Origin of the sequence: Streptomyces sp. NPDC053493 (genome assembly GCF_044544825.1) — a bacterium.
Classification (GTDB): Bacteria; Actinomycetota; Actinomycetes; order Streptomycetales; family Streptomycetaceae; genus Streptomyces.
Genome location: NZ_JBITXS010000005.1, coordinates 363,333 through 382,069, shown reverse-complemented (window position 1 = coordinate 382,069; position 18,737 = coordinate 363,333). Strand labels below are relative to the sequence as shown.

Here is an 18,737-nt window from a genome sequence, read left to right as displayed (position 1 = left end):
CAGGCGGCTCGCGCGCGGCTAGAGCGGCTTGCGCGGCTGGAGCGGCTGGAGCGGCTTGCGCAGCACCACGCAGGGCCGGCCGTGGGCCAGGTCGGGTCGGCGCGCGGTCTCCTCGTAGCCGAGGGAGGTCCAGAAGGCGAGCGCGCGCGGGTTGTTCTCCAGGACGGCCAGGCGCAGGCCGGTGCGGCCCTCGGAGCGGAAGCTGTCCTCGACGTACGCGGCGAGGCGGCGGCCGTGGCCGGACCGGTGCTCCTCGGCGTGGACCATCAACAGGCCGAGCCACGGGTCGGGTTCGGCCGGGTCGGGATGCCGGGCGAGGGTGACGGCGACGGCCACGAGGCGGCCGGCGGAGCGGGCGAGCAGCACCTCGGCGGTGGGCTGCGCGAGCTCGTCGGCGAGGGCGGCGGCGACCTGTTCGGGGCGGATGTCGCCGGGATCCGGGAAGTCGCCGCTGAGCTGCTGGAACTCGAGGTTCGAGGCGTACAGCCCGGTGAGTTCGGTGAGCAGCGGGCCGGGCAGGGCGTGCGGGTCGTGGACGACGAGCGGTTCGACGATCATCCGGGCAAGGGTAGGGCCCCGGGCCCTACCCTTGGCGGCTGTTCGTCAGTCGCGGGGGACGGGTCAGATGTTGACGCCGAAGTCGCGGGCGATGCCTTCGAGGCCGGAGGCGTAGCCCTGGCCGACGGCGCGGAACTTCCACTCGGCGCCGTTGCGGTACAGCTCGCCGAAGACCATGGCGGTCTCGACGGCGGCGTCCTCGGAGAGGTCGTAGCGGGCGATCTCGGCGCCGCCGGCCTGGTTGACGATGCGGATGTAGGCGTTGCGGACCTGGCCGAAGTTCTGCGCGCGGTTGACCGCGTCGTAGATGGAGACCGGGAAGACGATCTTGTCGACGCCGGCCGGGAGCCCGGCGAGGTTCACGTTGATCTGCTCGTCGTCGCCGCCGCCCTCGCCGGTGCGGTTGTCACCGGTGTGGACGATGGTCTGGTCCGGGGTGGACTTGTTGTTGAAGAAGACGAAGTGACCGTCGGAGACGACCTTGCCGGCGGCGTCGACGCCGATGGCGGACGCGTCGAGGTCGAAGTCGGTGCCCGTCGTCGTACGGACGTCCCAGCCGAGGCCCACGGTGACGGCGGTGAGGCCCGGCGCCTCCTTGGTCAGCGAGACGTTGCCGCCCTTGGAGAGGCTTACAGCCATGGAAGTCCCTTTCCTCGTGATGTCCGTGCTCCTGAAGAACGCGAACGGTGGCCCGGCGGTTCCCGGGCGAAAACAGGATGACTCGCGAAGGCCGCTGCGGGGAACATGGACGGCATGTCCGGTCCCTATCCGATCCGCGGCTCCGTCTCCCTGCCCGAGGCCGAGCTCATGTGGCGTTTCTCGCGGTCGTCCGGGCCGGGCGGGCAGCACGTCAACACCAGTGACTCGCAGGTGGAGCTGCGCTTCGACCTGGCGGCGACCGAGTCGCTGCCGGAGGTGTGGAAGGCCCGCGCCCTGGAGCGGCTCGCCGGCCGGCTGGTGAACGGCGTGGTCACGGTCCGCGCCTCGGAGCACCGCTCGCAGTGGCGCAACCGCGAGACGGCGGCCGTGCGGCTGGCGGCGCTGCTCGCCGAGGCGACGGCCCCGCCTCCGAAGCCGCGCCGTCCGACGAAGATCCCGCGCGGCATCAACGAGCGCCGGCTGCGGGAGAAGAAGCAGCGGGCGGAGACCAAGCGCGGCCGCCAGGCCCGCGACTGGTCCTGACGGGCCGTCGGCGGCGGCCCTCGGCCGGCCGCTCAGCCCAGGTGGACTCAGCCCGGGTGGACTCAGCCCGGGTGGACTCAGCCCAGATGGACTCAGCCCGGGTGGACTCAGCCCAGGGTGCGGTACTTGCCGCGGAAGTACGTCAGCGGTCCGCCCTCGGCCGACGACAGCGTGGTGGCGAGGACGCGGCCGATGACCAGGGTGTGGTCGCCGGCGAGGACGCGGTTCTCGGTGCGGCATTCGAGGGTGGCGAGGGCGTCGGTCAGGAGAGGGGCGTCGCTGTGCGGGCCGCGGGTGCAGGGCAGGTCGGCGAAGAGGAGACGGTCGCTGACGCGGCCCTTCATGGCGAAGCGTCCGGCGACGTGCCGCTGGCTCTGGGACAGGATCGACACTCCCCAGACCGGGACGTCCGCGAGGAGGTCGTCCATGCGGGAGCCGTTGCGCAGGCTGACCAGCACGAGCGGCGGGTCGAGGGAGACGGAGAGGAAGGCGGTGGCCGTCATGCCGACGTCCTCGCCGTGCGGACCGTCGTCCGGGTCGTGGGCGGTCACCAGGACCACGCCCGCCGCCAGGCGGGCCATCGCGGCCTTGAACTCTTCGTTGCTCACCCCCTCAGCATGAGGGATGGCCAGGTCGAGGGCGGTGGTCCCGTTCGTGGGGGTCTTCTGCAGCACACTCGCACGCTAGTCCGCACGGCGGCGCGGCCGCATCGGGCCCCGGGACCAGCCCCGCTTCCCTCATGGGTCCTAGGTCTCCGCCTGCGCCAGCCGGCGCGCGCGACCCGTGGGCGCCGTCCTGACCGACTTGCTTGTGACTTGAGTCACAGAGGGCGGTAATTGTTGACCCTGTGTACCGGGTGCACAGCTCGCTGTGATTCAGTGGCTGGGACAGTGCACCACGTAGCCGATCAGAACCGGAGTCAGCTGTCGAGGTCTCGGGGAGAGCGAGCGATGGAGACCGAGTCGGAGCCGTACGTCCGTCTTGCGACCCTGCGGCAGCTGCATCAGGTCGTGGCGGACCTCAACACCGCCCGAAGCCTTGCGGACACCCTGCAGGCCGTCGCCGACGGCATCGTCGCGGGGCTCAACTATGAACTGGCCTGCGTCAATCTCGTGCGCCCCGACGGCGACCTCGTCGTCGCCGCCTTCGCCGGCAGCCCCGCCGCCGAGGCCCTGATCACCGGCCGCGTCGGCTCCCGCGCCTCCTGGGACCGGCGGCTCGCCATGGGCGAGGCCTGGGGCGACCTGCGCTTCATCCCGCACACCGAGGGCTGGGTGCTGATCGAGGACGACGTCCCGCAGTGGCACACCGAGGGCCCGGCTCCCCGCTTCGAGGACGAGTGGCACCCGCACGACCGGCTCTACGCGCCGATGTACGCGCCCGGAGCCCGCTCCGCCCACCCGGGCGGCCCGCCGGGATCCGGCCGCGAACTGCTCGGCGTGATCTCCGTCGACCGCCCGCGCAACGGCCGCCACCCCGGGCCCTGGGGCCGCGAGGCGCTTCAGATGTACGCCTCGCAGGCCGGCATCGCGATCAGCAACGCCCGCCTCCGCTCCAACATGCAGCGCGCCCTGGTGCGCCTGGAGCGGGAGCAGCAGGCCCTGCGCGCCAGCGAGGAGTCCTTCCGGCAGGCCTTCGAGTACGCGCCGTCCGGCATGGCCATCGCCGAGATGGGCGGCGACCAGCACGGCCGGCTGCTGCGCACCAACGACGCGCTGTGCCGGCTGCTCGGCCGCCCCGCCTCCGTGATGCGCCGCTACTCCTTCGCCGACCTCGTCCACCCCGAGGACATAGGCACCCTGCTGCGCACCTCCGCCGAGGGCGGCCGCGCCGAGCTGCGCCTCGGCCGCCGCGACGGCACCTATGTGTGGGTGTCGCTGCGCAACTCGGTCGTCGCCGACACCGCCGACGGGCCCCGCTTCCTCCTCACCCACGTCGAGGACATCGAGGAGCGCAAGCGGCACGAGCTCCAGCTCGCCCACCGCGCCTCCCACGACGCCCTCACCGGCCTGCCGAACAGCGCCGAGCTGCGCTCCCGGCTCTCCGCCCGGCTCTGCGAGCGGCCCTTCGCCGCGACCGGGCCCGGCGCCTCGGCCGCCGGCCCGGAGTCGGCGTACGACTACGACTACGAGCACGAACACGAGCACGGCTTCGGCTTCTCGCCGGCCGCGGCCGGCGCGTACGACCACCATGTGCACACCGTCGCTCCCACCGGCGGCGACGTGGACGACGGCACGAAGGGCCTCGCCGTCCTCTTCTGCGACCTCGACGGCTTCAAGTCGATCAACGACCGCTTCGGGCACCACACCGGCGACGCCGTACTGATCGAGGTGGCCCGCCGGCTGACCACGGGCGTACGGGACGGGGACACGGTCGCCCGGCTCGGCGGCGACGAGTTCGTGGTCCTCGCCGACGGCCTGGGCGCGGCCGACGCGGCCGATCTCGCGGTCCGGCTGCGCAACGCGATCATTCCGCCGATCCGGGTCGACGGGCGCGCGGTGCGGGTCGGGGCGAGTTTCGGCATCGGCTGGGCCGAGTGCGGCATGACCGTCGAAGAGGTCCTGAACAGCGCGGACCAGCGGATGTACATCGAGAAGCGGTCCCGTTCGAAGGTGCACCGGCGGGCCGGATAGGGCCTCGGGCGCCGGTTCGTTCACCGGTCGTACACACCGGGCCGGACCGGCGGCAGGGCCGTTCGGGGTAGGCTCGGCCGGTCGGCGACGGCTGGCGAGCGTGGAAAAGGAGTGACCCGGATGGCTGCCGGTAACGACGGCGCGAAGACGCCGGAGGACGACGATCCGTTCGGCTACCTGTACGCGGACGGGCAGGCGGCAGGGGCCCAGCCGCCCCAGGGCGGCGGCTACGGCTACCCGGGTCCGGCGGCGCAGCCGGGCGTCCCGCGCACCTCGTACAACCAGGTCCGCACGGTCGGCGAGCGGCAGTACGGCGGTCACGTCCCGCAGCAGCCGGCGTACGGGCAGCAGCAGGGCTACGGCCAGCCGCACCCGCAGTACGCGGCGCCCGAGACGTATCCCGGCGGGGCGCAGACCCGGCAGGTGCCCGTGGCGCCGGCCGGACGCGGCGGTTCGGGCCGCGGCCCGAACACCAAGGGCCTGCTGATCGGCGCCGTCGCGGTCGTCGCGGTCGTCGTGCTCGGCATCACGGCCGCGGTGATCACCAACAGCGGTGACGAGAACGACAAGGCGGGCGGCAACAACCCGACGACCGCGCCCACCCAGGCCTCGCAGTCCCCGTCCTCCGACGCGACACCGTCCTCCCAGCCGTCGGCGGAACTCCCGAAGCAGGACGCGGCGACGCTGAAGCTGGGCGGCTCGGCGGCGCTCGCGAAGGACATCACCGGTGCGGAGGGCGCGGACGGCGCGTACGTCACCGGCTTCAACGCGGTCGGGTCCTCGGTGACCTGGCAGGCGGACGTGGAGTCGGCCGGCAGGTACCGGCTGTACGTGCGCTACGCGATCCCGGCGAAGGACGCCTTCGCCACGCTGACCGTCAACGACAAGGCGAACAGCAACCCGATAGGCCTGAAGAACTTCATCCACTCGTCGGACCCGACGCTGGAGAAGAACTGGCAGACCACGTGGGCGCCGGTCGACCTCCAGCAGGGCCGGAACACGATCAAGCTGTCCTGCGAGCAGGGCAACCAGTGTGACGCGATCTTCGACTGGCTGGAGATCAGGCCCGAGGGCGGCTGACCGGGCTCAGGCCGGTCGCGTCGGTCACGTGAGGCGTGCAGGCCGCGCCCGTCACGCCGCCGAGGCCGGTTCGTGGACCGTGACGCGGGGGAGCAGGGAGGCGTAGGCCGGCGCGTCGAACTCGCCCGCCACCGGCGAGAGGACCGTCGCGGCCGACAGTGCCACGGCGTGGGTCAGGCGGGTGGGCCAGTCGGTGTCCTCGGTCAGGCCGGCGAGGAGGGCGGCGACGGCCGAGTCGCCCGCGCCGGTCGGGTTGCCGCGCACGGGCGCGGGCGGCGACGCGTGCCACAGGCCCTCCGGAGTGGCGGCGAGCAGGCCCTCCGGGCCGAGCGAGGTGACGACCGCGTGCGCGCCGCGGCGGCGGGCGTCGCGGGTGGCGCGGTACGGCTCGCGGGAGCCGGTGAGCTGTGCCAGCTCCTCCAGGTTGGGCTTGACGATGTCGGGGCGCGCGGCGATGCCGCGGCGCAGCGGTTCGCCGCTGGTGTCGAGGAGGACCGGGACGCCGGCCGCGCGGGCGCGCCGGACGAGTTCCGCGTACGCGCCGACGTGGATGCCCGGCGGCAGGCTGCCGCACAGGGCCACCGCCCGGGCCCCGTCGAGGAGTTCGGTGAAGCGGGCGGTGAACGCGGCCCATTCGGCGGGTGTGATGGCCGGTCCTGGCTCGTTGAGCTGGGTGGTGTCGCCGCTTTCCGTGTCGACGACGGCGACGGTGCGGCGGGTGGCGCCGGAGATCGGGACGAGTGCGTCGCGGACCGGGTGCGGACCGCCCGCCGTGGTGGTGGCGAGCAGCTCGCGCACCGTCTCGCCGGTGGCTCCGCCGGCGAATCCGGTGGCGACGGTCTCGTGGCCGAGGGCGGCGAGCACGCGGGCGACGTTGAGACCCTTGCCGCCGGGGCGTTCGATGACCTGGGCGACGCGGTGGGACGCGTGCGGGACGAGGGCCGGGACGCGATAGGTCAGGTCAAGGGCCGTGTTGAGGGTGACCGTGAGGATCAGCTGACCCACCCCCGTCGTCTCGAGTCTCTCGCCGTCCGCTTTCGGCGCCCTGATCATGCCAAAGAGACGGCGGTCAGCCCAGACCCCGGGCCGACCGCCGTCAGGTAACGGGGTGCGAAATCAGCCCACTTGGGGCTCAACCACCCACGCGCCGCGCCGCATCACGCCCTTGAGCTCGAAGTCGGCGTCGAGGACGACGAGATCGGCGTCCTTGCCGGGCTCCAGGGAGCCCACCCGGTCGTACACGCCGAGGAGGCGGGCCGGGTTGGCGGAGACGGCCTGCACGACGGACTCGACCGGCAGCCGGTCGACCGTCACGGCCCGCTTGAACGCCCGGTCGAGCGTCAGCGTCGAGCCGGCGATCGAGCCGCCCTCGACGAGCCGGGCCACGCTGTCCTTCACCTCGACCTCCAGCGGGCCGAGCATGTAGCGGCCGTCGCCGAAGCCGGCCGCGTCCATGGCGTCGGTGATGAAGGCGACCCGTCCCGGGCCGGCGTGGTGGAAGGCCAGTTCCAGGGCGGCCGGGTGGAGGTGGGTGCCGTCGTTGATGAGCTCGACGGTGATCCGCTCGTCCTCCAGGAGCGCGGCGATCGGGCCGGGCGCGCGGTGTGCGAGGGCGGGCATCGCGTTGTAGAGGTGGGTGGCGACGCTGGCGCCCGCGTCGATGGCGGCCCGCGTCTGCTCGTACGTGGCGTCCGTGTGCCCGATCGCGGCGATCACGCCGTGCTCGGCGAGCAGCCGTACGGAGTCGAGACCGCCGGGCAGCTCGGTGGCGAGGGTGACCATGCGGGCCTGGCCGCGGGCCGCGTCGATCAGCTTGCGCACCTCGGCCGGCTCCGGGTCGCGCAGGAGCGTCTCGTCGTGGGCGCCCTTGCGGCACGGCGAGATGAAGGGGCCCTCGAAGTGGATGCCGGCGATGTCGCCCTGCTCGGCCAGCTCGGAGAGCAGGCCGGCGCGCCGGGTGAGGAAGTCCATCTCGCCGGTGACGAAGGAGGCGACGGTGGTGGTGGTGCCGTGCAGCCGGTGGGTGCGGACGCCGGTGAGGACGTCGTCGACGGTGCCGGAGGTGAAGGAGGCGCCGCCGCCGCCGTGGTTGTGCATGTCGACGAAGCCGGGCACGAGCCAGTGGCCGCTCAGGTCGAGGGCGGGTGTGTCGGCGGGGGCGCTGCCCGCGATGCGGCCGTTCTCGACGATCACCCGCCCGTTCTCGACGATCCCGGTCGGCAGCACCACGCGGGCCCCGGCGAGAACTGTGGAAACGGCCATCAGGCGGATACCTCCGGGTCGGCGGGGCGGTCGGCGGATCGGTGGGCGGGGCGGTCGGCGGGGCCGTCGGCCGGTCGGTCGGCGGGTCGGTCGGGCGAGGCGGCGAGCAGGTCCCAGGCGAGGAGGCCCGCGCCCAGGCATCCGGCGGTGTCCCCGAGGGCCGCCGGGACGATGGCGGGCAGCTTCTGGAAGGTGACGCGCTCCTCCACGGCGGCCCGAAGGGGTGTGAACAAGGTTTCCCCGGCCTCGGCGAGACCGCCACCGATGATGAGCGTGCGGGGGTCCAGCAGGGTGAGCGCGGTGACCAGGCCGTCGGCGAGGGCGTCGACGGCCTCCTGCCAGACGCGTGCGGCCCCGGCGTCGCCGGACTCCACGGCCTTCGCGCAGTCGGCGGCGTCGGCCTTCGGATCGCCGGAGGCCTCGGCCCAGGCGAGGGAGACGGCGGAGGCGGAGGCGTACCGCTCCAGGCAGCCGCGCTGGCCGCAGCTGCAGGCGATGCCGCCGGGCCGGACGACGATGTGGCCGATCTCGCCGGCGTAGCCGTGGGCGCCGGCCTCGATCTCGGAGCCGATGCCGATGGCGCCGGCGATGCCGGTGCCGAGCGGCACGAAGAGGAAGCGGTCGGCGCCGTTGCCGGCACCGATCCGGCCCTCGGCGAGGCCGCCGGTGCGGACGTCGTGGCCGAGGGCGACGGGGATGCCGCCGAGGCGTTCGCTGAGCAGGGCGCGCATCGGGACGTCACGCCAGCCGAGGTTGGCGGCGTAGACGGCGATGCCGTTCGCGGGGTCGACGATGCCGGGGACGGCGACGCCGGCGGCCGCGGCGGGCTCGCCGTACCGTTCCCGGCCGAGGGCGCGCAGCTCGTCGGCGAAGCCGAGGATCGTCTCGACGACGGCCTCGGGTCCGCGGTCCCGGCCGGTGGCGCGGCGGGCCTCGTGGAGCAGGGTGCCGTCCGTCCCGACGAGGGCGGCCTTCATGCCGGTGCCGCCCACATCGAGGGCGATGACGTGTCTCACGGGGACAGTCTCGCGTGTAAGACCCGACAGGTCTAGTCCACTGGGCGGGATTGTTGAGGTCGGATACAAATGGCGGCGGGCGCGGGGTGGTGCGGAGGGTTGCGCCGCCGGTCGGTCAGCGCCCCCGCGACGCGAGGCGTTGCAGAAGCGATATGCGAGTGGTGTAGACCTCCGGCGGCCGATCGGGGGAAACTTGCGGCCGACAAAGCCTCGACGACGAGCAAAGGGCGGTTTACGGCTGTGCAGCGGCGACGATTTCTTGGGCTGGCCGCGGCGGCCACGACGCTCGGCCTGACCGCCGGCCTCTCCGGCTGCGGCACGCTCGGCGGCGACGACGGCGACGTCACGCTCAAGCTGGTCGCCGCCGACTACGACCTCACCGGCGGCGACACCACCAAGAAGTACTGGGACGGCCTCGTCGCCTCCTTCGAGGCCAAGAACCCGGGCGTGAAGGTCCAGGTCCAGGTCGAGTCCTGGAACGACGTCGACCGCAAGGTCGCCGAGCTCGTCAAGGCCGGCCAGGCGCCCGACATCGCCCAGATCGGCGCCTACGCCGACTACGCGGCCGCCGACCAGCTCTACGCCGCCGACGAGCTGCTCTCCATACCCGTACAGGCCAACTTCCTCGCCCCGCTCGTCGACGCCGGCGAGTACAAGCACACCCAGTACGGCCTGCCCTTCGTCGCCTCCACCCGGCTGCTCTTCTTCAATGAGGAGCTGTTCGAGAAGGCCGGCCTCGACGCGCCGCCGACCACCTGGGCCGAGCTGGCCTCGGCCGCCGGGAAGCTGAAGAAGAAGGGCGTCACCTATCCCTTCGCGCTGCCGCTCGGCCCCGAGGAGGCCCAGGCCGAGACCATGATGTGGCTGCTCAGCGGAGGCGGCGGCTACACCGACGGCACCGGCCACTACAAGTTCGACTCCGACGCCAACATCCGCACCTTCGACTGGCTGCGCCAGAACCTCGTCGCCGAGGGCCTCACCGGGCCCGTCGCGCCCGGCGAGCTCGACCGCAAGGAGGCCTTCGCGGCCTTCGCGCGCGGCGAGGTCGGCATGCTCAACGGCCACCCGTCCCTGATGCAGGAGGCCGAGAAGAAGGGCGTCAAGGTCGGCAAGATCGCCCTGCCCGGCGTCGACGGCAAGGCGAAGGCCACCATGGGCGTCGCCGACTGGATCATGGGCTTCAAGCAGAACGGCCACCGCAAGGAGATCGGCGCCTTCCTCGACTTCGTCTTCAGCGACGAGAACGTGCTGCGCTTCGCGGGCGACAACGACCTGCTGCCCGCCACCATCACCGCCTCCGCCGCCATGCAGTCCGACCCGCAGCACGCGAACCTGCGCGAGTTCCTGGAGGCGCTGCCCGACTCCCAGCTGCCGCCCGTCGGCAAGACCTCCTGGGCGCAGGTCAGCGGCACGGTCAAGAAGGACATCGGCAAGGCGGTCGTCCCGGGCGCCAAGGCGTCGGAGGTGCTCGGCCGGATCGGCCGGCAGGCGACGGTGGCGGAGAGCGCGGAATAGGTTGGTCTATATGACCACCGAATCCGGCGATCTGGGGGAGCGCGAGCGGGCCGTCCTCGCCATGGAGCGCCGCTCCTGGCCGGGCCCCGGCGCCAAGGAGCGCGCCGTGCGCGAACAGCTCGGCCTCTCCGCCACCCGCTACTACCAGCTGCTCAACGCCCTCCTCGACGACCCGCGGGCCCTCGCCCACGACCCGGTCACCGTCAACCGGCTGCGGCGCGTGCGGGCCGAGAAGGAATCTCGCCGCTGAGACCCGCGCCGCTGACGGAAGCCGCCGGGCTGGGTAGGGTCGTGCACATGGTCAGCAGCCTGCCGCACCCGACCACAGCCGCCGGCCGCGACGGTCTCGCCGCGCTCCTCGCGCGGCCCGAGAAGGCCGTCGTCGCCCTCGACTTCGACGGGACCCTCGCGGACATCGTCCCCGACCCCGAACGGGCCCGGGCCCATCCGGGCGCCGTGCCCGCCCTGGCCGCCCTCGCCCCGCACGTGTCCTCCGTCGCGGTCGTCACCGGCCGCCCCGCCGGAGTGGCCGTGCGCTACGGCGGCTTCGCCGGCGTCCCCGGCCTCGACCACCTCGTGGTCCTCGGCCACTACGGCGCCGAGCGCTGGGACGCCGCGACCGGCACCGTCCAGGCCGCCGCCCCGCACCCGGGCGTCGCCTCGGTCCGCGCCGAGCTGCCCGGCTTCCTCGACCGGATCGGCGCCTGGCCCGGCATCTGGATCGAGGAGAAGGGCCGCGCGGTCGCCGTCCACACCCGCCGCGCCACCGACCCCGAGGGCGCCTTCCAGGCCCTCAAGGACCCGCTCGCCGACCTGGCCGCCCACCACGGCCTCGTCCTCGAACCGGGCCGCCTGGTCCTGGAGCTGCGCCCGCCGGGCATGGACAAGGGCGTCGCCCTCGCCCGCTACCTCCACGAGACCGGCGCCGGCTCCGTGCTGTACGCGGGCGACGACCTGGGCGACATCCCGGCCTACGCGGCCGTGGAGAAACTCCGCTCCGACGGCACGCCCGGCCTCCTCGTCTGCTCCGCCGCCGAGTCCGCCGCGGTCCCCGACCTCGCCGCCCGCGCCGACCTCACGGTCCCGGGCCCGGCGGCGGTGGTGGACCTGCTGGCCGCGCTCGCCCGCGAGCTGGAGGCCTGAGACGGCGCGGGGGCCCCGGCCCGCGCCGACGCGGACCGGGGCCCCTGCTCGTACCGGCGGGATCAGGAGGCCGGGTTGGCGACCGTGATCGTCAGGTCGTCGCCGGTGTCGCCGGTGACGGTGACCTTCACGCCGTGGCCCGCGACCTTCACGCTGGCCTGCGGGGCCGTCGGGTCGTAGTAGGCGTTCGGGTCGGTGTCGTCGAAGACCGGGATGCCGGGGACGGAGGGCGCGCAGGCGGCCTTCGTCGCGACGGTCTGCTGCTTGCCCTTGCCGGTCAGGACCTCCGTGTGCAGGCAGGTGGCGTCGGTGGGCTCCAGGCCGAAGGTGGCGTCGAAGGGCTGGCGGCGGTTGCTGGGTGCGGTGCCGTCGTCGTAGCGGAACGGTGCCGGGCGGGCGTCGACGACCATCGAGGAGCCGTGGCCCGGGTGGGCGCTGACGTTGTTGTCGTCGTAGGCGCGGTCCACGTACCAGACCAGCATGCCGTTCTGGAAGCGGAAGAACTCCACCCAGTCCGGGGCGGTGAGGGGCTTGCTGAACTGGTACGGCCCCTCGGCGAGCAGCGCGTCGCTGCCGACGTACTCGCGGTTCTCCACCAGGTAGTAGTGCGGCGAGGTGGCGGTCTCGGTGCCGGTGGAGACCTTCCAGCGGCCCTCGGCGGTCCAGCCGTTCGCGCCCTGCTCGACGTCGTCGGTCAGCAGCGAGGTGCCGCCGGAGCCGATGGTGAGGTCGTCGAGGAAGGCGCCGGCGAAGTGGACGCCGCCGTCGGACTGGTGGCGGAAGCGGAAGAGGGACGGCTTGCCGGCGGAGTCGTACGCGTAGCGCAGCGTCGTCCACTTGCCGCCGGAGGAGCCGGAGACCGCCGCGCCGGCCCGGGCCCAGGTGGCGCCGCCGTCGAGGGAGTACTCGGCGAAGAGGTAGTCGAAGTCGGCCTCGATCTCGTACCAGGCGCTCGCCTTGACCGTGATCCGCGAGGCGGCGGGCACGGAGCGGGTGAGGGACTGGTTGAGGCCGTCCGCCGAGCCGGTCCACCAGGCGTGCGTGCCCGAGGTGGGCGTGGCGTAGGTGGTGCTGCTCGTCTTGTCGGGCAGCGGGATCCGGACGGCCTGCCGCTTGCCGGCGACCTGGAGCGCGGCCGGGCTCAGGGTGTACGAGCCGGTGGCGCCGAGCGGGGCGTCGGCGACGTCCAGCCAGCCGAGGAAGAGCTTCTCCTCCGCGCCCATGAGGCCCGGGTGGGTGCCGATGCCCTCGTTGGCGGCGGCGCCGTGGCCGAGCCAGGAGCCGGAGCTCATCAGGGTCCAGAAGGCGGTGGAGTTCTCGCCGCCGTCGGTGTCGTAGTAGTCCGGCAGGCCGAGGTCGTGGCCGAACTCGTGGCAGAAGACGCCGAGCCCGCCGTTCTCGCCCTCGGTGGTGTAGTCGCCGAGCCAGTACTTCGACTGGCCGATGCGGGCGCCGCCGGCCTTGTTCTGGACGCCGGAGACGTCGGGGCCGGTGAGGCCGAAGTCGTCGCCGTTGACGTACCAGCGGTGCGACCAGATGGCGTCCTCGCCCTGCGCGCCGCCGCCCGCGTCCTCGCCCATGCCGGCGTGGACGGCCTGGAAGTGGTCGATGTAGCCGTCGGGCTCGTCGAAGTCGCCGTCGTGGTCCCAGTCGTTGCGGTCCCAGACGTCGAACTGGGCGAGGTACGCGTCGATCTGGGCCGGCGTCCGGCCGGCCGCGAGCTGGGCGTTCCACCAGGCGTCGCCGGTGTCCTGGATGAAGGCCCAGGAACCGCCGTTGTCCTCGACGGAGTTGTCGCCGTAGGTGGAGGCGTTGCCGGGGACCTTGACCCAGTCCTCGACGGTGTTGGTCACCGAGTAGCGGCCGCCCGACAGCTTCTCGTAGTAGGTCTTCATGGACTCGCCGGAGCCGTTGAAGAGCTCCTCGTAGTGCTGCTTGGAGAAGTCGGCGGTCCAGGCGTTGGAGTTGTCCGTGGTCCGGTCGGGCTGCGGTATCTGGTTGTGGAGCGGGCCGGGGACGGTGCCGAGCTTGCCGGAGCTCTGGTCGCCGAACTCGGAGAGGATGGTGAGGATCTTCTCCTGGCGCACGGCGGTGGTGGTCGCGGTCTCCGCGAACTTCCCGGGCGCGACCTGGACGACGCCGCGGGCGTTCGCCTTGGCCTTGCCCTTGGCGACCAGGTCGATCGCCTGCCTGCGCAGCTCGGCCCGCTGCCTGCCGAGCGGTCCGGGCCGGTCGTCCGGTCGGTGTGCGGTGGTGCTGCCGGTGGTGCCGGCATACGTGTCCGGGGCCTCCTGCGCCGCGGCGGGGGTGAGTCCCGCGGCGAGGAGTGCGGTGAGCGCCGACCCGATGGTCATGCCCACGACAATCGTCTTCTTCAAGGCTGCGCGATCCCTTCGCTTCCCTGCGTCTGCCGCATGGTGCGCGTGGTTCCGTATGAGACGTACGGATCGCCTGGGGGAACGATCGGCGCCGAGTCTGGCACGAAAGAACCACCCACGAGGAGAGGTCGGGACCGATGAATCCGTTTACCGGACGGCGTACGTCGCCGTCCGGGCCGCCTGCCCGCGCCTCAGGGCCAGGTTCGCTCGATGCGGTCCGCACGTACGGCGTAGGCGGCGGGGCCGCCCTTCTCGACCGCTCGGTGGATCACCTCGCGACAATGGTGGAGGCGCTCGACCATCTCCAGGCTGCGGAGCTGCTGGTTGTCCAGATAGAAGAGCACGGCCGCGTGCTCGCGAACCGGCTGGATCTCGCGGTCGCGCGTTTTGATCCGGCCGTCCTTCGACAGGGGCACCCACCCCTTGGCGAGACCGTGAAGGATCCAGTCCTCGTCGGGAACGTCCTGCGCGTCGCCCGGAAAGACCTCGCCGATCCTGTGCACGGTCCATCCACGGGCCCGCAGTTCCTCGGCGACGCGCCGCCCTAAGTTGCGGTCGAGGAAGAACTCAGGCGGCAAGGCGCACCACGGCCCGGCGGACCGCGTCCACCTGCTCCGGCTCCATCTCGTACTCGTAGGCGATGTCCTCGATCGACTCGCCGGCCTCCCACAGGTCGGTCAACGCCTTCACGGGCACTCGATTGGCCTCGATCACGGGCAAGCCGTGACCGAACCGTGGATCGATCACGACCGGCACGGAAGAGGGGTACTGCCGTAGCCGGAGACTGGACGGAAACTCGTCGCCCGCGTCCCAGGACAGATAGCGCAGGTAGTCCGCGACGACTTCCCGGATCGGAGCCTGCCCGTCGCGGACCCTGCGCAGGTCGTCGGGAGCGTGCTCGATGAAGATGTCCACGCCGTCCGTGGCGATGCGGCGGGAGACCAGGCCGTACGGCGTGGCGAAGGCCGCGCGGACGGCTCCGGCCGCCTCGCGGATCTCGCTCATCCTGAGGCCGAGCTCTCGCAGTGACCGCAGGACGTACGCCTCGGCCACGGCGACGAACGGCACCGAGGGCTGCCCGCGCCGAGCGGGTTCGACGCTGTGGACGAGCGGCGCTCCGGCCGCCTTCCCGTGCAGCCAGCTGTTGAGGGTGGAGGGAGGAATCTGAAGGCAGGAGGAGGTTTCCGTAGGCGTGAGGAGCCCGTCCGTGAACCGGTCGATCATGGCCACCCTCCTCCCTGCCGTTGGCGAGTGCTCGAATCCTTCCACACCGATCCTCCCCGCGCGGTGCCTCTCGTGCACCCTCGGCCGAGGCGGCCGGGCGCCCGCGGCTACCACCTGAACACCGCCCACACCGTCTTTCCGAGAGGTCGGTCGTCGACGCCCCACTCGGCGACGCGCTCGTCGAGTACGTACAGGCCGCGGCCGCGTTTGCGATCTGTCGATTCCGGTTTGGCCCTGGGGCGACGGCGATTGGGGTCGTGCACCTCGACGCGGAGGGTGTCGGGGCGGGCGTCCAGGACCACGCGTAAGGAGTCACCGGGCTCCGTGCCGTAGCGAATGGCATTGGTGACCAGCTCGGAGACGACGAGTTGGACGGAATGCAGCTCGTCGGGTGTGAGGTTCGGTGCGCGGTCGCCGACGACGGCCCTCGCGAAGGCCCGGGCGGCCCTTGCCGATTCGGGTGCTCCGGGGAAGGTCTGCTGTACGGGCTGAGGCGTGGCGTTGGTGGCTGAGCGCATGGCGCCTTCCCTTGGTGACTGGAGGTCGCGGCTCGGCGACGGCTCGACGAAGCGGACCACGATCAGGCTCCATCACCTTAAGGGCAGACGGCCATAAGCGGCAAGCACTTATGGATTCGCGGCGCGGGAGGAGCGAAGAAGTAGGGTCACTGACAACGACGAGCAGGAGGTGGGAACATGGCGGGCGATGCGTGGATCAGTGAGACCGCGCCGTACCTGGCCCCGCGCGAGCCCGGCCAGAGCGACGCGTGGACCGACGAGGCCGCTCGCCGCGGCCGTCGCGGCGGTCAACGGCTGTTGCAGGCGGGCGAAGTGGACGCTCCCGACGCTGTTCGCACCGCCCTGCGGTTGTCCGCCACCGAGCGCGTGATCGTCAGGCGTCGGCTGATCCAGCTCGACGACCGGCCGGTGGAGCTGGCCGACTCGTACTACCCGGTCTCCGTCGCCGGAGGCACGCCGCTGGCCGAACCACGCAAGGTGCCCGGCGGCGCCGTCACGCTGCTCAAGGAGCTGGGGTACACCGGCGCCGAGGTCGTGGAGGACGTGAGCGCCGACCTCGCCACCTCGGAGGAGCGCGAGCATCTGGACCTGCCGCAGGGCAGTGCCGTCCTCCGCTTGCTCCGCCTGACGCGGACCGCCGACGGGACGCCGATGGAGGTCTCCGTGATGACCATGCCGGCCGGCAGACACCTCACGTATCGGCTCGGAAAGCGGGGCGAGTGATGGCGAAGGAGTTCAAGGACCCGAGATCGCCGCACCAGAAGATCGCGGCGGAGCTTCGACGGCAGATCACCCGCGGAGACCTCCCTCCGGGGAGCAAGCTGGGCTCGACGGCCGAGTTGATGGAGCAGTACGGCGGCGTGGCCAACACGACCGTCCAGAAGGCCCTCCAGTCTCTGAAGGCCGAGGGACTTCTCGAAGGGCTTCCGGGCAAGGGCGTATACGTGCGGCAGCACGCGCAGCAGTCCGTCGAGCCGATCGCCTACCTCAGGCCTGCCGGGCAGGGCGAGCCCTACCCGTGGTTGTCCGAGGCCGCGAAACGCCGGCAGGTCGGCAGGACTCAGCTCCTCGACGTCGAGGTCGTCGTACCGCCGAAGGAAGTGGCCGAAGCGCTGGGGCTGGAGGACGGCGAACGTGCCGTGCTCCGCAAGCAGATCCTCTTTCTGGACGAGGAGCCGACAGAACTCACGAGGTCCTACTACCCGCTGGGCCTGGCCGAAGGCACGGCCATCCTGGAGAGGAAGCGGATCCGAGGCGGTACGCCGGCGCTGCTCGACTCGATGGGGTACCCGCCCCGGGAGTTCGTGGACGAGCTGTCGTCCGAGATTCCGACGGAGGAAGAGGTCGTGGCGCTGGAGCTGCCGAAGGACATGCCCGTTCTGGTCGCCTTCCGGGTGGTCTATTCCGACGCCCGCCGTCCGATCGAGGTCACTCTGATGACGAAGGCGGCGCACCGTTATCGGATGCGCTACCACCTGCCGGTGACCTAGGCCGGGCCCGGCGAAGGGTTCGGAAGGCGGAAAGGGAGGCGCGACCGGGGGCGCGTCCGGGAGTACCTGTCGACTCGGCGCGTCGCATGGGAGGCCGACGACGCGAAGGCAGGGCAAGGGGTGGCCACGGCCGCCGAGAACTACGCCGCATACCTCGACGGCGAGCTTGCCGAACACCTCCGCGTCTATCTCTTCTGGATCGAGGAGCGACGCTCTCCCACGACGGCGGACCGTCTGCCGCAGCTCTAGCCGCCGTCGGACGTCATGGCCCGGGCAGGTCTACGACTCCGCGCGCAGCGCGTTGAGCTGGTTCAGGAACCAGCGGCGGGGTGGGAGGGTGGTGGCGGCGGTGGCGAGGCGCTTGGTGCGGTCGGCGCGTTCGGGGGACGGCATGGAGAGGGCCTCGTGGAGGGCCTCCGCGGTCTGGGTGATGTCGTAGGGGTTCACCGTGAGGGCGTCGGCGCGCAGCTCCTCGTAGGCGCCGGCCTCCCGGGACAGGACCAGGGCGCAGCCCTGCTCGGAGACGACCGGGATCTCCTTGGCGACCAGGTTCATGCCGTCGCGGACCGGGTTGACGAGGGCCACGTCGGCCATGCGGTACGCGGCGAGGGAGCGGGTGAAGTCGTCCTGGACGGAGACCAGGACCGGCTGCCAGTCGGGCGTGCCGAACTCCGCGTTGACCGCCTCGGCCAGCTCGGCCACCGCGGCCGTGTACGAGCGGTAGACCTCCAGGTCCTGGCGGGACGGGTAGGCGGAGGCGAGGTGGACGACCCGGCCGCGCCATTCGGGGCGCTCGGTGAGCAGCTCCCGGTAGGCGAGCAGGCCGCGCAGGATGTTCTTGGACAGTTCCGTACGGTCGACGCGGACGATCGTCTTCCGGTCGCCCACCTCGGCGCGCAGCGCGGCGAGCCGTTCGTCGACCTCGGGACGGTAGGCGAGGCCGCGCAACTCGTCGGCGTCGACGCCGAGCGGGTGCACCGCGACCCGGGTGCCGCCCGCGGCCCGCTCGACCAGCGGGTCGGCGCGGAAGGCGTCGGCCCAGGCGTGGGTGTGGAAGCCGACCTCGTCCGCGCCGAGCATGCCCTCGACCAGCTCGTGGTGGACGTCGTCCGGCAGCATGCCGAGATAGGCGGGCGAGGCCCACGGCGTGTGGGTGAAGTGGGAGATCCGCAGGTCCGGCCGCAGCGCCCGCAGCTGCCCCGGGACCAGGGCCAGGTGGTAGTCCTGCACGAGCACCGCCGCGCCCTCGTCGGCCGCCTCGGCGAGGGCCTCGGCGAAGGCGCGGTTGTAGGAGCGGTAGGAGGCCCAGCGGCGGCGGAAGCCGGCGTCGAAAACGGGCTCGCGCGGGATGTCGTAGAGGTGGTGGTGGAGGAACCACAGCACCGAGTTCGCGATGCCGTTGTACGCGTCGGCGTACACGTCCGGGTCGATGTCCAGCATCCGCACGCCCGGCTCGGCGATCCCGCGCCGCACCGCCTCCCGGTCGCCGGCGCCGAGCGCCGCGCACACCCACAGGCTGTCGTCCGCCGAGCCCTCCGACGAGACGGCGCTCAGGCCCGAGACGAGTCCGCCGCCGCCCCGGCGGGTGTCCAGCGAACCGTCCTCCCGGACGGTGTAGGAGACCGGGCCGCGGTTCGATGCCACCAGCACAGAAGCCATATGGCGAACCTAGCCCGTCCCGTAAACGCTCAAACGTGCGGATGGGAGACAGGGCGCGGAGCGCGCCGGGAGTGCGCCG

The 18,737-nt window shown here is 72.3% G+C and carries 20 protein-coding genes; 9 read left to right on the top strand and 11 right to left on the bottom strand.

Going from position 1 to position 18,737, the window contains the following annotated elements; translation table 11 throughout:
* Window positions 1-18: 18 nt before the first annotated feature.
* Window positions 19-558, bottom strand: a complete 540-nt coding sequence (locus ACIGO8_RS18015) for a GNAT family N-acetyltransferase (RefSeq protein WP_399731001.1) — start codon at window positions 556-558, stop codon at window positions 19-21.
* 63 nt (window positions 559-621) lie between these two features.
* Entirely contained in the window at window positions 622-1,197 is a 576-nt protein-coding gene (locus ACIGO8_RS18010) for a TerD family protein (protein WP_399730998.1), read from the bottom strand.
* Between the two features lie 105 nt (window positions 1,198-1,302).
* Here ACIGO8_RS18010 and arfB point away from each other — a divergent pair, with 105 nt between their 5' ends.
* Window positions 1,303-1,740, top strand: a complete 438-nt coding sequence (arfB, locus tag ACIGO8_RS18005) for an alternative ribosome rescue aminoacyl-tRNA hydrolase ArfB (RefSeq protein ID WP_399730995.1) — start codon at window positions 1,303-1,305, stop codon at window positions 1,738-1,740.
* A 107-nt stretch (window positions 1,741-1,847) separates the two neighbouring features.
* Here arfB and ACIGO8_RS18000 read toward each other — a convergent pair whose 3' ends face one another.
* Entirely contained in the window at window positions 1,848-2,414 is a 567-nt protein-coding gene (locus ACIGO8_RS18000; protein WP_399730992.1) for a flavin reductase family protein, read from the bottom strand.
* A gap of 276 nt (window positions 2,415-2,690) precedes the next feature.
* Between ACIGO8_RS18000 and cdgB the strand changes: the two genes are divergently transcribed.
* Window positions 2,691-4,373: a diguanylate cyclase CdgB gene (gene cdgB, locus ACIGO8_RS17995; RefSeq protein WP_399730989.1), complete on the top strand. Its 1,683-nt coding sequence runs from the start codon at window positions 2,691-2,693 to the stop codon at window positions 4,371-4,373.
* A gap of 120 nt (window positions 4,374-4,493) precedes the next feature.
* On the top strand, window positions 4,494-5,453 hold the full coding sequence (locus ACIGO8_RS17990; RefSeq protein ID WP_399730988.1) for a CBM35 domain-containing protein: 960 nt from the start codon (window positions 4,494-4,496) through the stop codon (window positions 5,451-5,453).
* A 51-nt stretch (window positions 5,454-5,504) separates the two neighbouring features.
* Here the strand turns inward: ACIGO8_RS17990 and ACIGO8_RS17985 are convergent, their stop codons facing one another.
* The 3 genes from ACIGO8_RS17985 to ACIGO8_RS17975 form a co-directional block, all read right to left on the bottom strand.
* Window positions 5,505-6,449, bottom strand: coding sequence for a 1-phosphofructokinase family hexose kinase (locus ACIGO8_RS17985; protein WP_399731313.1), 945 nt, complete (start codon window positions 6,447-6,449; stop codon window positions 5,505-5,507).
* 120 nt (window positions 6,450-6,569) lie between these two features.
* Window positions 6,570-7,715, bottom strand: coding sequence for an N-acetylglucosamine-6-phosphate deacetylase (gene nagA / locus ACIGO8_RS17980; protein ID WP_399730986.1), 1,146 nt, complete (start codon window positions 7,713-7,715; stop codon window positions 6,570-6,572).
* Complete coding sequence (locus ACIGO8_RS17975) at window positions 7,715-8,731, bottom strand: ROK family protein (RefSeq protein WP_399730983.1); 1,017 nt, start codon at window positions 8,729-8,731, stop codon at window positions 7,715-7,717. Before ACIGO8_RS17975 ends, nagA begins: the two co-directional genes overlap by 1 nt.
* A 240-nt stretch (window positions 8,732-8,971) precedes the next feature.
* On the opposite strand from ACIGO8_RS17975, the gene ACIGO8_RS17970 reads away from it, so the two are divergent.
* From ACIGO8_RS17970 to otsB, 3 genes are read left to right on the top strand one after another with little or no spacing between them, the layout of a single operon-like run.
* Window positions 8,972-10,246, top strand: a complete 1,275-nt coding sequence (locus ACIGO8_RS17970) for an ABC transporter substrate-binding protein (RefSeq protein WP_399730981.1) — start codon at window positions 8,972-8,974, stop codon at window positions 10,244-10,246.
* Between the two features lie 10 nt (window positions 10,247-10,256).
* Window positions 10,257-10,496 carry a DUF3263 domain-containing protein gene (locus tag ACIGO8_RS17965; RefSeq protein WP_399730978.1) on the top strand — a complete coding sequence of 80 codons (240 nt, stop codon included), beginning with the start codon at window positions 10,257-10,259 and terminating at the stop codon, window positions 10,494-10,496.
* A 47-nt stretch (window positions 10,497-10,543) separates the two neighbouring features.
* Window positions 10,544-11,389, top strand: a complete 846-nt coding sequence (gene otsB, locus ACIGO8_RS17960) for a trehalose-phosphatase (RefSeq protein WP_399730975.1) — start codon at window positions 10,544-10,546, stop codon at window positions 11,387-11,389.
* A 62-nt stretch (window positions 11,390-11,451) separates the two neighbouring features.
* Here otsB and ACIGO8_RS17955 read toward each other — a convergent pair whose 3' ends face one another.
* From ACIGO8_RS17955 to ACIGO8_RS17940, 4 genes are all read right to left on the bottom strand, one after another.
* Window positions 11,452-13,767, bottom strand: coding sequence for an immune inhibitor A domain-containing protein (locus tag ACIGO8_RS17955; RefSeq protein WP_399730972.1), 2,316 nt, complete (start codon window positions 13,765-13,767; stop codon window positions 11,452-11,454).
* A gap of 191 nt (window positions 13,768-13,958) precedes the next feature.
* Window positions 13,959-14,345, bottom strand: coding sequence for a toxin-antitoxin system, toxin component, PIN family protein (locus ACIGO8_RS17950; RefSeq protein ID WP_399730969.1), 387 nt, complete (start codon window positions 14,343-14,345; stop codon window positions 13,959-13,961).
* The gene (locus ACIGO8_RS17945; protein ID WP_399730966.1) at window positions 14,335-14,991 is read right to left on the bottom strand and encodes a DUF433 domain-containing protein; all 657 of its coding nucleotides are present in this window, start codon (window positions 14,989-14,991) and stop codon (window positions 14,335-14,337) included. Before ACIGO8_RS17945 ends, ACIGO8_RS17950 begins: the two co-directional genes overlap by 11 nt.
* Window positions 14,992-15,098: 107 nt before the next feature.
* A complete protein-coding gene (locus ACIGO8_RS17940) occupies window positions 15,099-15,509 on the bottom strand; it encodes an ATP-binding protein (RefSeq protein ID WP_399730964.1) in 411 nt (136 codons plus the stop codon).
* A gap of 177 nt (window positions 15,510-15,686) precedes the next feature.
* Here ACIGO8_RS17940 and ACIGO8_RS17935 point away from each other — a divergent pair, with 177 nt between their 5' ends.
* The 3 genes from ACIGO8_RS17935 to ACIGO8_RS17925 all read left to right on the top strand — a co-directional run bounded on the left by ACIGO8_RS17935 (window position 15,687) and on the right by ACIGO8_RS17925 (window position 17,248).
* Window positions 15,687-16,232 carry a GntR family transcriptional regulator gene (locus tag ACIGO8_RS17935; RefSeq protein ID WP_399730962.1) on the top strand — a complete coding sequence of 182 codons (546 nt, stop codon included), beginning with the start codon at window positions 15,687-15,689 and terminating at the stop codon, window positions 16,230-16,232.
* On the top strand, window positions 16,232-16,999 hold the full coding sequence (locus ACIGO8_RS17930; protein ID WP_399730959.1) for a GntR family transcriptional regulator: 768 nt from the start codon (window positions 16,232-16,234) through the stop codon (window positions 16,997-16,999). The genes ACIGO8_RS17935 and ACIGO8_RS17930 overlap by 1 nt, the downstream gene beginning before the upstream one ends.
* Before the next feature lie 120 nt (window positions 17,000-17,119).
* Entirely contained in the window at window positions 17,120-17,248 is a 129-nt protein-coding gene (locus ACIGO8_RS17925; protein ID WP_399730956.1) for a hypothetical protein, read from the top strand.
* A 30-nt stretch (window positions 17,249-17,278) separates the two neighbouring features.
* Here ACIGO8_RS17925 and ACIGO8_RS17920 read toward each other — a convergent pair whose 3' ends face one another.
* Window positions 17,279-18,658, bottom strand: coding sequence for a trehalose-6-phosphate synthase (locus tag ACIGO8_RS17920; RefSeq protein ID WP_399730953.1), 1,380 nt, complete (start codon window positions 18,656-18,658; stop codon window positions 17,279-17,281).
* Window positions 18,659-18,737 lie beyond the last annotated feature (79 nt).